This is a genomic window from Lactobacillus acetotolerans DSM 20749 = JCM 3825, assembly GCF_001436775.1.
GTDB lineage: Bacteria > Bacillota > Bacilli > Lactobacillales > Lactobacillaceae > Lactobacillus > Lactobacillus acetotolerans.
In genome coordinates this window covers 1-14,617 of record NZ_AYZC01000008.1, presented here as the reverse complement: position 1 = coordinate 14,617, position 14,617 = coordinate 1, and the positions used below count along the sequence as shown (strand labels likewise).

Annotated in this window: 9 protein-coding genes and 2 pseudogenes; 10 read left to right on the top strand and 1 reads right to left on the bottom strand. The window is 34.7% G+C overall.

Annotation, left to right across the window (positions count from 1 at the left end):
- Positions 1 to 172: 172 nt before the first annotated feature.
- Positions 173 to 655, top strand: a complete 483-nt coding sequence (locus FC77_RS02250) for a nitroreductase family protein (RefSeq protein ID WP_054681487.1) — start codon at positions 173 to 175, stop codon at positions 653 to 655.
- 52 nt (positions 656 to 707) lie between these two features.
- Here FC77_RS02250 and FC77_RS02245 read toward each other — a convergent pair whose 3' ends face one another.
- Entirely contained in the window at positions 708 to 1,589 is an 882-nt protein-coding gene (locus FC77_RS02245; RefSeq protein WP_056969956.1) for a LysR family transcriptional regulator, read from the bottom strand.
- Positions 1,590 to 1,797: 208 nt separating this feature from the next.
- On the opposite strand from FC77_RS02245, the gene FC77_RS02240 reads away from it, so the two are divergent.
- The 9 genes and pseudogenes from FC77_RS02240 to FC77_RS02200 all read left to right on the top strand — a co-directional run bounded on the left by FC77_RS02240 (position 1,798) and on the right by FC77_RS02200 (position 14,536).
- Positions 1,798 to 3,582, top strand: a complete 1,785-nt coding sequence (locus FC77_RS02240; protein ID WP_056969955.1) for an FAD-binding protein — start codon at positions 1,798 to 1,800, stop codon at positions 3,580 to 3,582.
- A gap of 18 nt (positions 3,583 to 3,600) precedes the next feature.
- Positions 3,601 to 5,418, top strand: coding sequence for an FAD-binding protein (locus tag FC77_RS02235; protein ID WP_056969954.1), 1,818 nt, complete (start codon positions 3,601 to 3,603; stop codon positions 5,416 to 5,418).
- Positions 5,419 to 5,439: 21 nt separating this feature from the next.
- Positions 5,440 to 6,855 carry a DASS family sodium-coupled anion symporter gene (locus FC77_RS02230; protein ID WP_056969953.1) on the top strand — a complete coding sequence of 472 codons (1,416 nt, stop codon included), beginning with the start codon at positions 5,440 to 5,442 and terminating at the stop codon, positions 6,853 to 6,855.
- Positions 6,856 to 6,954: 99 nt separating this feature from the next.
- Entirely contained in the window at positions 6,955 to 7,368 is a 414-nt protein-coding gene (locus FC77_RS02225) for a CopY/TcrY family copper transport repressor (protein ID WP_056969952.1), read from the top strand.
- Positions 7,361 to 9,376 (top strand): copper-translocating P-type ATPase, encoded by a 2,016-nt coding sequence (locus FC77_RS02220; protein ID WP_056969951.1) that lies wholly within the window; start codon positions 7,361 to 7,363, stop codon positions 9,374 to 9,376. The genes FC77_RS02225 and FC77_RS02220 overlap by 8 nt, the downstream gene beginning before the upstream one ends.
- A gap of 132 nt (positions 9,377 to 9,508) precedes the next feature.
- Positions 9,509 to 10,066: a cysteine hydrolase family protein gene (locus FC77_RS02215; protein WP_054681491.1), complete on the top strand. Its 558-nt coding sequence runs from the start codon at positions 9,509 to 9,511 to the stop codon at positions 10,064 to 10,066.
- A gap of 170 nt (positions 10,067 to 10,236) precedes the next feature.
- Positions 10,237 to 11,088 carry a BglG family transcription antiterminator LicT gene (gene licT / locus FC77_RS02210; RefSeq protein WP_056969950.1) on the top strand — a complete coding sequence of 284 codons (852 nt, stop codon included), beginning with the start codon at positions 10,237 to 10,239 and terminating at the stop codon, positions 11,086 to 11,088.
- Between the two features lie 20 nt (positions 11,089 to 11,108).
- A pseudogene (locus FC77_RS02205) lies at positions 11,109 to 12,984 on the top strand (beta-glucoside-specific PTS transporter subunit IIABC).
- Between the two features lie 323 nt (positions 12,985 to 13,307).
- Positions 13,308 to 14,536, top strand: a pseudogene (locus tag FC77_RS02200) (PTS transporter subunit EIIC).
- Positions 14,537 to 14,617: the final 81 nt, after the last annotated feature.

Below are 14,617 nucleotides of genomic sequence, written 5' to 3'. Positions count from 1 at the left end.
CTAGCTAAATAACATACGTACATAAAATAAAGCATAAAGAAGTGATTGTTTGGTTGATTACCAAGCAATCACTCTTTCTATAATTAGTTATTTAATTTATCATACGAATTAAAAGTAAGCTGTTATAATAAATATGCAAAGTATAAATAGAGTTTAAAGAGAAGGTATATATATGACAGATCCAATTTTAAAGAGAGTAGCAGTTCGTAAATATACTAAAGAACAAGTTGCTAAGGAAGATGTTGATAAATTAATCGCAGCTTTTCAAGCTGCACCATGTGGCATGCACCAAACAGATGTTATGCAGATGACAGCTGTAGAAGATAGTGATTTACTTGTTAAAATAGAAAAAGCTACCAGTAATGCTTGTTATGGAGCACCACTGTTATTCGTAATTAATGTAAAGAAGAATAACCAATTTGGTCTTCGTGATGCTTCAGTAGCTGCAGAGAATTTGATGGTAGAAGCAACTGAGTTAAACCTTGGTTCGGTTTACTTAATGGCTGCAGCAAGTAATCTTAATTCCGCCAAAGATTTACAAAAAGAATTAGGAATCGATTCAGATTATGAGACTGCTGTAATTGTTGCAGTTGGTCATGCAGCTGAAACACCTGAAGAAGATCGTAGTAATCGTTATAAGGTAGTTAGAAAATAAAATAGTTATTATTTAAAATACACCTCAAAAGTTAATTTGAGGTGTATTTTTTTTATGCATGAAAATGCCGCAGAATATTAATTCCTTTTCTTTGATATTTGTTAGGGACAAAGCTTTTACGCATGGCTATTTGCATGTAAGCCCATAATTTTTGCCCGGAATGTAAGTGAATGATATGAATGTCGTTTACATTCCTCAAACTACTTTCCATAGCCAAAGCGATTCCTACATTTCTTTTAACTAAATCGATCATTAGCTTCATCGTAGTAGCAGTATAAATAATATTAGGATTAAAGTCTCCCAACTTTGCTTCTTGTTCTAAACATTCACGCGTTAAATAACCATGTGAACGGGCAATAAATTTTCGATTTCTTAACTGAGCTGCACTTATTTCACTGATCCTACTCCACGGATCATCTAAACCGGTAATGATTACCAATTCTGTTCTTTCTAAATTATGAATAAAGTAATCAGGATCATTAATTGGAACCATCCAAGAATAGATAGCTACGTCAACATCCCCTTGCGTTAATCCTTCAAAGGCATCAGATGATCTTTCAAGGTGAGTATCGAGTAATGAGGTGATGCCGGCCTGATAAAATTTCTTAATAATGTCTGGAATATAAATACTTCCCGCTTCACCTGAAAAGGCGAGGCGGATTTTTTTATCACTGGCATGTTTAACGTCGTAGTTGATACTCGAAATGTCTCGTAAAAGAATAACTGCTTTTTTATAAAGTAACTCACCAGCAGTGGTTAATAGTAATTTACTCTTTTTATTTTTCTGGATGATTAACGGATCATCAAATTTATTAGATAAACGTTTAATAGCCATTGAAATAGTGGGTTGAGTAACATCAAAGTAGGAAGCTGTTGCTGTATAACTACCAGTTTCTACTAATTTACAAAAATAAAATAGATCTTTTTCATTCATTTTTATTGTCCAAAATTAATAAATCTTTTTTATAAGTATATCTTTTTTAATTATATTAAAAGGACCTGAAACATGCAATAAGTAACTGATATGCTGGTATTTATAATTAAAATTATTGTAAATTTAACTATCAAAATAAATTAGATTTATATTTATGAAAATGGTATATTGCAAATGTAAGCGAAATCAGAAAGTGCAGGTAAATATTATGATCTATAATTCATCACTCAAATGGGATGCAATTTATGACGTTATAGTAGTCGGATTTGGTGGTGCTGGCGCTGGTGCAGCTAGATTTGCTGCCGATCACGATGCGCACGTGTTACTTATTGATTCGGCACCGGAAGGTAGTGAAGGTGGTAATACCCGTTACGCTGGTGGAGCCTTTGCTTGGGGTAAAAATTTTAATAATTTAAAGGATTACTACAAACAAACCTATTATCCGTTTAAATATGATCCTAAGGATTTGGATACTTTTGTAAATAATGTTCTAAAGATGAAGGAATATTCAAAGAAATATTTTGGTATTGAAGCCAAAGCTACCGGTAGAAGACCAAATGGTGAATATCCTGAATACCGTCATTCGGATGCTATGCAGTCACAAAGCATGACCGCTGGCATGTATAACGGTGGCTTCTGGAAATTACTACGTAAGAAGGTTTATGAACGTTTAGATAAAATTGATATCTGGTTTAGTACACCGGCTAAACATTTAATTCAAGATCCAGAAACTGGAACAGTTTTGGGTATTCAAGTTAAACGTCAAAACCAGATAAGGTATATTGCAGCCCGAAATGGAATTGTTTTGAGTTGTGGTGGTTTTGAAAACAACCAGGATATGGTTCAAAACTTTTTGGGTCAAGGTTCTTTAGCACCAATTGGGACTTTATATAACCAGGGTAAAGGAATTGATCTTGCGATTGAGGCAGGCGCACGTTTATGGCATATGTCAAACTATGATTCTCATGGATTGTCGTTACGTGAAGGTGAAGCAAGGGAAAAGTTTGCTTATATGATCAACTGGAAGACTTTGTTTAATGGAAGTATTTTTGTTGCTGGTGATGATGGCACTCGTTATTTCCGAGAAGACGAAGAGGACCGTCATGGTTATAAATATAATCACGGTAATTGGATTATGATTCCTAACCAAAATCATCCCCACATTGTAATGGATCAAAAGCAATATGATCAATTAGCAAACGATAAATCTGCTAAAGCTGATCAAATTAAGCAATTGATTTCTTACGCAGTTAAAGCAGAAACAATTTCTGAATTAGCCAATAAGATTCATGCTCCGAAGCTGGAACAAGCAGTCAAAGATTTTAATTTCTTGACTGACGATAAGAAGCGGGACATGTTCCTAAACCGCAAAATTGCAACTATGCGTTCATTTGGCGCGGGTCCATATTATGCAATTCCCGTAAGACACAATATTCTTCATACTCATGGTGGTGGCCGCCGCAATGAAAAGTGTGAAGTTATCAATATGCAGGGGGATGTAATTCCTCATCTTTATGAAGCTGGTGAGTTAGGCGATATTTTTGCTAGCAAGTATCTCGGTGCTAATAGTATTGCAGATCTGCTAATTTCTGGGAAAATTGCCGGTGAAAATGCAGCTTTGCCTAAGAGAAAGATGGAACAAGTTGATGCCGTTACGGGTGCTTCTAAGGTTCCTGAATTAAAGTCAGACGCACATACTTCTTCAATGGATTTTGAAGCTGGTAAAGACCAAGGAATCGGCATGAGTGCTAACGGCATTAATGATTTACCAATTGTCGTACGGGTAACTGTAGATGATAAAAATAAGATTAAAAAAATCGAAACTTTACAAGAAAAAGAATCTCCTTCACTAGGTGGTAAAGCTATCCCTGTATTGACCCAAGAGATGTTAAATAAGCAATCGACCGATGTAGATGCTGTGAGTGGCGCAAGTACTACCAGTTCAGCTTTTAAAGAAGCGGTTAATCAGGCGTTGAAAAATGTTAAGCATTAATGGTTAGGAGGTAAAAATTTGCGAGTAGATAACAATACTAAATGGAATGGTAATTACGATGTTATTGTTCTGGGTTTTGGTGGTGCTGGTGGAACAGCTGCGCGATTCGCTGCCGATAATGGTGCAAAAGTTTTATTGGTTGATGCCGCTCCATATGGACATGAAGGTGGCAATACCCGTTATTCAGCACAACATGTTGCTATGGCCCATGACAAGAAGAAAATTACGGAATATTACCATGAACTTGCAGCACCTTATGCAATATCTAAGGAAACGATGGATACTTACCTAAATGGATTTGTGAATATGCCGCAGTATTTTGAAAAGTACCTAGGGATTAAACCATTTATTTGGTCACAGGATTATAAAGTTGGTGATCATCTAGCTAACAAGGCTCATCTATGTGAATACCCAGAGTATAAAGGCTCTGATACCTTTGATTTTGCTTTGGTTCATAATCGCGATTTTGATGCTGGATTATGGAAAGCTATTCGCAAGGAGGTACTCGAGCGGAAAGATAAGATAGATATTTGGCTTAATTCAAAAGCTGAAAATTTACTTCAAGCTAAGGGGAATAATCAAGTCATAGGTGTGATAGTAGAACGCAACCACAGAAAGTACTATCTGCATGCAAATAACGGAGTGATTCTTGCAACTGGTGGTTTTGAAAACAATGCTCATATGCAACAAGATTATCTGCATGTCACTAAGTTGACGCCTTTAGGTACCTTATATAACCAGGGTGATGGTATTCGGATGGCTGAAGAAGTTGGTGCCAAAATATGGCATATGAGTAACTATGAATCTCTGGGGATTGTTCCTAGTTATGTGATTGCTGAAAAAGATGGGCAACGTGGCCGCCAGATTGGTGGTTGGAAGAATATGAAGTCTGGTTCAATTTTTGCGGTTGCTAATGATGGCACACGTTTTATGCGTGAAGATGTGAAGTTTAGGCATGGACATATTTATGAGCACGGCGACTATGTACTGCCGCACGCTTATGACAATGCCTGGATAATATTTGACCAGAAACAATACCAGAGATTTCTTGAAGAAAAACAAACTGGTAAGTTAAAGTATCAAAAACTTTTTGAGAAAATGGTAAAAGCAGATTCGATTACTATTTTGGCAAATAAGACCAATCTGCCAGCAGAAAATCTTGAGAATACCGTTAAAGAATTTAACCATTTTGCTGAGAATGGCAAAGATATTAAATTTGGACGAGCTCCAGAAACACTTGAGAAATTTGATAATGGCCCATTTTACGCAATTAAGCTAGCACCAGCAGTATTAAATACTCAAGGTGGACCTGAACATGATAAGCAAGCTAGAGTTTTAGATACAAATAATAAAGCAATTCCTCATCTTTTTAGTGCAGGTGAATTGGGTGGAATGTGTGTTAACCGTTACCAAGGTGGTGGCAATTTAGCTGAATGCTTGATTTTTGGCAAAATTGCTGGGGAACGTGCTGCTAATTCTGAAGCTACTCATGAGGATGTTAAATTAGTAGCTGCTGTTCCATCAATTAATGATTTAGTAAACACGAATCAAGAAAGACAAATTAAACTTGGTCCAGATCAATACCTTGGCTCTTCTGAAACAGGTATAGGTGGCAAAATTGTAGTTCGTGTGACTTATGCAAATGACAAGATTAAGCAGGTTGAAGTGATCGAAAATCATGAAACAGAAGGTATCGGTGCCGTTGCTGTTAAGAAATTACCCCAAGAAATAGTTTCTGCTAACTCAACGAATGTTGATGCTGTTTCAGGAGCTTCAACAACTACTAATGCATTAGAAGAAGCTGTAAACAATGCGATTAAAAAAGCAAAAAGATAATTATTTTGAAGGAGGAAGAAAATGTTAGATAAATTTCAATGGAAAAAATGGATCCTTCCATTAGCCGTGGGAATAATTTTATGGTTAGTAACACCATTTAAACCTGCAGCTATTAGCGTTCCAGCATGGCATTTATTTGCAATTTTTATTGCAACAATTATTGCCTGTGTGACCAAACCGTTGCCGATGATGGCAACAACTTTAATTGCTATCACAATTGCAACCGTAACTGGGATTTTTAAGATGAAAGAAGTTGCAGCTGGATTTGGTAATCCTACTGCCTGGATGGTAGCAATGTGTATGTTCATGGCTGCTGGCTTCATTAAATCTGGTTTAGGTAAGAGAATAGCTTATTTCTTTGTTAAAACATTTGGAAAGAGAACTTTAGGTTTGGCTTATGCTTTGTCTTTAGTTGAAACTGTTTTAGCAATTGGTATCCCAAGTAATAACGCCCGGGTTAACGGGATTATGTATCCAATCATTGATAACCTTTCTAAGGAAATGGGTTCAGATCCTAAGAAGGGTACACAACGAGAAATGGGATCTTATCTTGTATTCAATGAATATGAAGTAAATATTGTTACTTCGACTATGTTTTTAACAGGTTTAGCCGGGAACATGGTTGCATTAGGTATAGCTAAAACGCAAAATGTTAATATTTCTTGGATGCAATGGTTCTTAGCAGCTATTGTTCCTGGAATAATTTCATTAATACTTGTACCTTTCATTCTTTATAAGATTTATCCACCCAAGATTAAAGAAACTCCGAATGCACATGCTTGGGCAGATAAGAAGTTAAAATCGTTGGGTAAGATGACGGCAGCAGAAGAAATCATGTTAGTTGTCTTTGTCTTAGCTGTAGCTTTATGGCTCGTTGGTCCAAAAATTGGAATTGATGCCACTGAAGTAAGTTTTATTGCCGTTGCATTGCTATTAATTACTGGTGTGATCAATGTTAAAGACATGTTGAATCAAAGTTTTGCTTGGAACATTTTAACTTGGTTATCAGTTATTATGTTAATGTCCCAAAAGTTGATGACATTAGGATTCTTCCCTTGGTTCTCAGAGACTTTGGGTAGTGCACTGCATGGTGTAAGCTGGATTTGGGTATTAGTAATTCTATTTTTGGTTTACTTTTATTTACACTACCTGTTTCCAAGTGTTTCTACACAAATTTCTGCATTATATGCTGGATTCCTGTCCGTTGCTATTGGTGCTGGTGTTCCGCCACTGATGGCTGCTTTAATGCTAGCATTTGATGGATCATTATATTTATCAACTTCTAGTTATTCTGCCGGTCCAGCTGCATTACTTTCATCAACCGGATATGTTTCTAACAAAGATTGGTGGAAATTAAGTGCAATTATTGGAATAGTGCTCAATATAATTTGGCTTGGTGGCGGTCTTTTATGGACCAAGATCATTGGCTATTGGTAAAGTTTAATTAAACTAATTTTAAGAAGATTCTGTTTTTCAGAATCTTTTTTTTGACATTTTATGTTTACAATTGTAAACTATAAAAAGTGAGGCGATGATATGAAGACAATTTCAACTTCCGAGTGGGAAGTAATGCGAGTTGTTTGGACGCTTAAACAAGCTACGTCTAAAAACATTATTGATAATTTACAAAAAAAGAAATGGAAACCAGCAACCGTTAAGACATTAATTGGTCGTCTGGTTAACAAAAAGTTTTTGGGTGAAAAAACGGCTAAGCGTCCTTATATTTTTTACCCACTTGTAGACGAAACTAAAGCGATGAATCGTGTATCATCTGATTTATTTAAGCACTTGTGCGATATGCACAAAGGACAAGTTTTACTTAATTTATTAAATGAAACTGAGATCGATCAAGATGATATTAAAAAAATGCAATCACTTTTAAGTAAAAAGATTAAAACAGCGCCAAAGATGGTTGATTGTAACTGTGTAGGAGGTAGGAACGATGGATAATATGAAAGATGATCAGAAAAAAGATATGTCGATGGACAATTCTGATGACATGATGATGCATGGTGGTCATATGATGCATATGGGAAATTTGAAACAAAAATTTTGGATTTCACTGATATTGTCATTGCCAATTTTGTTTATGTCACCAGCGATGGGGATGCATTTATTCTTCCAGTTTTCATTTCCAGGCTCTAACTGGGTAGTAGCAATCTTTGCTACCATTTTATTTATTTATGGTGGTGGACCTTTCTTAAAGGGAGCCTACTATGAATTGCAGGATAAACATCCTGAAATGATGACCCTGATTTCGTTAGGTATTACAACCTCATATGTATATAGTATTTATGCTTTTGTTGAAAATGATATCTTACACAGCAATCAGCATATTATGGATTTCTTCTGGGAACTGGCAACGTTAATTTTGATTATGCTGCTTGGTCACTGGATTGAAATGAATTCCATTATGAAGGCTGATAGTTCAGTTAATGATTTAGCTAAATTACTGCCTGATAAGGTGCATGTACAAAATGGTGAAAAGACGGAAGACCTTCCGCTTAATCAAGTAAAGAAAGATGCAACCATAGTTGTTAAGGCTGGTGAAAGTGTTCCATTGGATGGAATTGTTTTAACAGGTAATAGCAGTGTCAATGAGTCTTTGGTTACTGGTGAATCAAGGGCGGTTGCACGTAAAAAAGGTGACAAAGTTGTTGGTGGTTCAATTAATGGCTCAGGTACTTTAACTGTTAAGGTAACCAACGCAGCTAATTCTGGATTCTTAGCAAACGTTAACAATTTGGTTAAACAATCTCAGATGAATAAGTCAAAGTTACAGTCTTTAGCAGATAGAGTTTCTGGTTGGTTGTTCTATGCTGCTTTGATCTTCGGAATAATTGCTTTGATTGTTTGGTCCGCAATTACTAATATTTCCAATGGTTTACAAAGAATGGTCACCGTTTTAGTTATTGCGTGTCCACATGCACTAGGTTTGGCTATTCCATTAGTTAATGCTCGTAGTACTTCACTTGGAGCTAAGAATGGATTATTAATTAGAAATCGAAATGTAATCGATGTAAGTTCTAATATCAATTACTTATTAATGGATAAAACTGGAACTTTGACTGAAGGTAAATTTACTGTTCGTAAGTTTGCATCTTTAGATGATAAAATTAGTGATCAAAAGCTGCTTGGTTTAATTGCTTCATTAGAGCAAGATTCAACTCACCCAATTGCTCAAAGTATTTTACAATATTCTAAAGATAAGAAAATCTCTTTAATACCTGCTACTGATACACATAATTTGGCTGGTAAAGGTGTTGAAGGTAAGATCGATGGCGTAAATTATCAGTTAGTTAATGAAAAAACTGCTCGTTCACAAGTAAAAGAATTTCCAACTATTGATTCTTCTGATTACACTGTCAGTTATTTGGTTCAAGCTGATAAATTATTAGGCTATATTGCGGTCGGTGATAAGATTAAGCCATCAGCATTTAAGTTGATTAAACAAGTTAAAGCGATGAACATTACCCCTGTTATGTTAACTGGTGATAATAAGAAGGCTGCGCAAGGTGTAGCTAACAAATTAGGTATTACCGAAATAAGAGCTGAGTTAATGCCTACTGATAAACAAAAAGTTGTTGGTGAATTGCAAAAGCAAGGTAAGAAAGTAATGATGGTTGGTGATGGTATCAATGATGCACCAAGTTTAGCTAAAGCTGATATTGGTGTTGCTATCGGTGCTGGTACTGATGTCGCAATTGACTCTGCTGATGTTGTACTGGTTAACAGCAATCCAGTTGATATTGTTAAATTCTTGAAGTTAGCTCAAAATACTCATAAAAAGACGGTTCAAAACCTTTGGTGGGGAGCTGGCTATAACATTGTTGCCATACCTTTAGCCGCTGGTATTTTAGCACCATTTGGAATTATATTAGATCCGGCTGCTGGGGCAATTCTGATGTCCTTATCAACGGTAATCGTCGCAATTAACGCTGAATCACTGAAGATTTAAATAATTAGGTTAAGTTAGTAAAGCAAGTCTTTAAGTAGGCTTGCTTTTTGTTTTAAAAGTATAATATAGGAAGAAAAGATTTTTTCTTTTTATCAAATTTAAGAAATAGTTCTAATAAATTAGGAGATACGAATGGAAGATAATAAAGAAGCACTATTAATTATTGACTACACCAATGATTTTGTTGCTGACATGGGTTCATTGACTTGCGGAAAACCAGGACAAGAGTGTGAAGAACCAATAATTAAACTAGCTAATGAATTTATTAAAAAGAATGATTACGTTATTTTACCGACAGATTGTCACCAATTGAATGATCCATACCATCCAGAAACCAAATTATTCCCGCCTCATAATATTGAGGGGACAGTTGGAAGAGATTTCTATGGCAAATTAAAATCATGGTATGACGAAAATTCAACCAGATCCAACGTATGGATGATGGACAAGACAAGGTATAGTGCATTTGTTGGAACGAATCTTGACCTTAAATTGCGTGAGCGAGGCGTTAAAACCTTGCACTTAATTGGAGTTTGTACGGATATTTGCGTATTGCAAACAGCTATTTATGCTTATAATTTAGGTTATAAACTAATCATTCATAAGAATGCAGTTGCTGCTACATCTCCAGAAAATCAAAAATTTGCTTTGGATAATATGAAGAATAATTTAGGTGCAAAAATAGTCTAAATCTTATTGCAATCGCTTCCATTATTATTTATAATAAATATATAAGCACTTTGGATTGTTACCATTTTTAATAGTGGGCAAAACCGAATCAAAAATAAAACATTTATTATGTTTATTTTTGATCCGGTTTTTTAATTGTTATAATCTTAAATAGGGAAGTGATGTAGTAGATGCAGGTAAAAAGGATATTTAATAATAATATTATTCTTGCTAATGATGTTGATCACGAAGTGGTAATCATGGGGCGTGGAATTGGTTTTCAAAAACATCCTAAAGATCAAGTTGATGAAAAGAAAATAGAAAAAATTTATGCGCCACAATCAAAAAGTTGGTTAAAAAACTTTATGCTGTTGATGAATGATATTGATCCAATATATTTTGAATTAACAGATAAGATTATTTCATTAGCAATGAAGGATTTACATACAAAATTTAATGAATATTTATTGATATCTTTAACGGACCATATTCATTTTGCAGTTTACCGTCACCAACATAAGATGGATATTAAAAATGAAATTTTATGGGAAATTAAGCGGATATATAAAGATGAATTTAAGGTGGCGTTAAAAGCAGTTTCATTAATTAATAAGCAGTTTAATATTAAATTGCCTGAAGATGAAGCAGGTTTCATTGCAATAAAATTTGTTGAAAATAGGTTAGATAATCCTGCCAGAAAAAATACTGAGCAGATAACAGATCTTATTAATGGGATTTTAAATATTATTAAATACCAATTTCGAATTACGTTAGATCTTGATGATATCAATTATCGTCGTTTAGTTACTCATTTAGAGTATTTTGCTCAAAGAATTTATTCTTCAGAAGAAAAAAATTCAAGTAACGAAACAGATATTTTTTTATATCAGCACGTAATTAAGAAGTATCCTGCATCATTTGAATGTGTAAAGAAAATTGTAACTTTTGTTGAAAGTGAAACTAATAAAAAAGTTTCATTAAATGAACAAGCGTATTTAACTATACATATTCAGCGTATATTGAATGAAATTAGTCATCGTTAAATAATTTTGAGGTGAGAGTAGTGGATTATAAGAAATTGGCACAATCAATCCTAACCGATATTGGTGGTAAAGATAATATCGGTTAGGATTGATTGTTCTACTAGATTACGTTTTTACTTGAAGGATGATAGTAAAGCGCAAACAAAAAAGATAGAAGATTTAGACGGTGTTATTACAGTTGTTAATAGTGCTGGTCAATATCAAGTTGTTATTGGAAACTCTGTTGGTAAAGTATACGATGCTTTAGTTGATATTACTGGACCACTTGGAGAAAGTGATAGTGAAGCTTCTAAGGAGAAGGATACTACTCCTAAAAAGAAGGGCAATATATTAAATAGATTAATTGGCTTTCTTTCAGGCTCATTTACTCCATTTATTGGTGCTATTGCTGGTGCTGGTATTCTAAAGGGGTTATTATCTTTATTTGTTGCGTTGCACTGGATGAGCACAACTAGTGGTGCATACAAGATTTGGTATGCAGCTGGCGATAGTGTATTTTACTTCTTACCAGTTTTGCTAGCTTTCACAGCTGCCAAGCAATTAAAGGTTAACCAATTTGTTTCGGTTGCTTTGGGGCTCTCATTAGTTTACCCATCAATTGTTCAATTAGGTGCTAAAAATATTACCTTATCGTTCTTTGGTATACCAGTGGTACCAACTACTTATACCAGTACGGTTATTCCAATTTTGTTAGCTGTTTGGGCATTATCTTATTTGGAACCACTTTTGAATAAAATTTTCCCTGAAGCGGTGAGGAATATCTTTACTCCACTGTTCTCGTTGATGATTATGGTTCCATTAACATTAATTGTTGTTGGCCCAATTGGCAGTTACATTAGTAACTGGTTAGCAACCGGTGTTTCAGCAATTTACAAAGCTGTACCAGTTATTGCCGGTGCTCTTGTTGGTGCTTTATGGCAAGTATTTGTTATCTTTGGTGTCCACTGGGCTTTCCTTCCGTTAGCTTTAGGAAATATTGCTAAATTAGGTTATGACCCATTGTTACCAATTACAGCTACGGCAGTTCTTGCTCAAGCAGGTGCTGCTTTAGGTGTCTTCTTAAAGACTAAAGATGAAAAGATGAAAGGATTAGCTGGATCTGGTACTATTACTGCTTTGTTTGGTATTACTGAACCTACCATTTATGGTGTTACTCTGAAATTAAAGGGCCCATTTTACTGCTCAATGATCGGTGGTGGAATTGGTGGTATTATTGCTGCTATGGCTCATGCTGTAGCTACTTCCTTCACCATGCCAAGTTTATTAGCTTTACCGACTTATCTTGGTAAAGGTTTTGTTGGAGAAGTAATTGGTATTGCGGTTGCATTTCTTGTTTCAGCTGTATTAACATATTTCTTCGGTGTTAAAAATGATCAACCAGCAAAAACAACTGTTAAACCAGTTGATCCTAAGACGATAAATCCAAACCATGTTTATGCACCAGTTGAAGGTACGATTGTTCCTCTGAAGAATGTTAAAGACCAAGTCTTTGCTTCAGGTGCTATGGGCAAAGGTATTGCTGTAGTCCCATCAAGTGATATTGTTAAAGCCCCAATTGCGGGAACAGTCAGCGCACTTTACCCAACAGGTCATGCTATTGGTATTACTTCAAATAATGGTATTGAAGTTTTAATTCATATTGGTATTAATACGGTTAAATTAAACGGTAAACACTTTAAGAAATTGGTTAAACAAAATGATCACGTTAAAGTTGGTCAACCTCTTGTTCAGTTTGATTACAAGGCAATTAAAAAAGATGGTTATGATCCAACTGTTATGATGATTATTACCAATTCTAAGAATTATAAAGAAGTTAATCCAGCTCCTGATACTTATGCTACAAATCAAGCATTGTTGGCATTAGTACCAATTAAAAAAGATAAATCTAAGAAATAATTTATAGCATTTCAATGTAATCCTACTTCTGCTAATAGAAGTAGGATTTTTTGCGTTAAAAATTGCTATGAGCAAGATCAACTAAATAATTGAGTAAATATGATATATTTTAACTATACAGATTTATGAATAAATATAATTTTGATAATAAATAAAAAATAATATTCTTACCGTTAAAATTTCTTTAGGAAGCGAGATGAATAAAAGTGAAATCGTTTTTTAATTTTTTACAAAAGTATTTATTACCTCCACTTAATAAGGTAGCAAATACTAAGGTTGTTAGAGGAATAATGAATGCCAGTTTAGCTGCAGTTCCTTTTACAATTGTTTCTTCGATTTTTTTAATAATTAATAACTTACCGCAAATTTTCCCATTTGCTGCTAATTTCTTTAAGAATACGATCCTGCGCTTTAGTAATTTCTATAATTTGGGTAATACTATGGCACTGGGTTCCATTGCTATTTATTACTCACTTGCAGTCGGATATTATTATGTTGACGAATATCGAAGAGCTGGGGAAAAAAAGTTAAATGCATTTACGGGTTCCTTATTATCGTTATTTGCTTTTCTTCTTACTATTCCGTCAATTAGTTTTAAAGCTGGAGCTTCTCAAGTTGCTAACGCTAAACTTACTAATGGTGTCGCGATCGTAAATGGTGTCTCATTAACAAACGGATGGATCACAAGATTTGGCGGAGTCGGAATTTTTATTTCTATTATTACTGGAATCCTAGCTGTTCAATTATATAGATTTTGTGTAAATAAAAATGTAACTATCAAAATGCCTCAAGGTGTGCCAGAAGGGGTTAGTAGATCATTTGCGTCACTCGTTCCAGCAATTTTAGTTGGTTTTGTAATGATCGCGATTGATTTAATCCTTGCTTTCTTTAATACAGATTTGCATGCTCTATTATCTGCTCCATTTGGCTTTGTTAAGAATCTGACAGGTTCATGGGCAGGGTTAATGGTTATTCTATTGTTAATTCATTTGCTTTGGATCGTTGGTGTTCACGGAACTGCGATTATTAAGAATAGTTTTATCAACCCAATTTTATTGGTAGCATTAACTGAAAATATTAATGGTGCTCATAATATTTTTGCAGGGGACTTTATAACATGTGGGTATTCATTGGTGGTGCTGGTGGTACCTTAGGTTTGGTTCTTTTGATGGTGTTTAAAGCTAAATCTAAGCAGTTAAAAACTCTTGGTAAAACTGCGATTTTACCAGCTATTTTCAACATTAATGAGCCAGTTATCTTTGGTGCGCCAATCGTTTATAACCCGTATTTGATTATTCCTTTTATCATTAATCCAATGGTGCTAGCTTCAGTAGCTTATTTTGCGATTAAAATTGGTTTCGTCGGGTACGTTAATACTGCTATTGCATGGGTTTTGCCAGTCGGAGTTGGTGCCTGGCTCGGTACTGGCGGTAATTTCCCAGCAGTCATAATTGCGTTTCTTAATCTACTTATTTCCGTACTAATTTATTATCCATTCTTTAAACTTTATGATAATAAGCTAGTCAAACAAGAGAAGGGTAACAAGAACTAAATTTTTAATATGAAAAAGAATGTATTGTGAACTGAGACCTAAAAATTAGACAGTTTAAAATACAGGATTAATAGAGGCTTG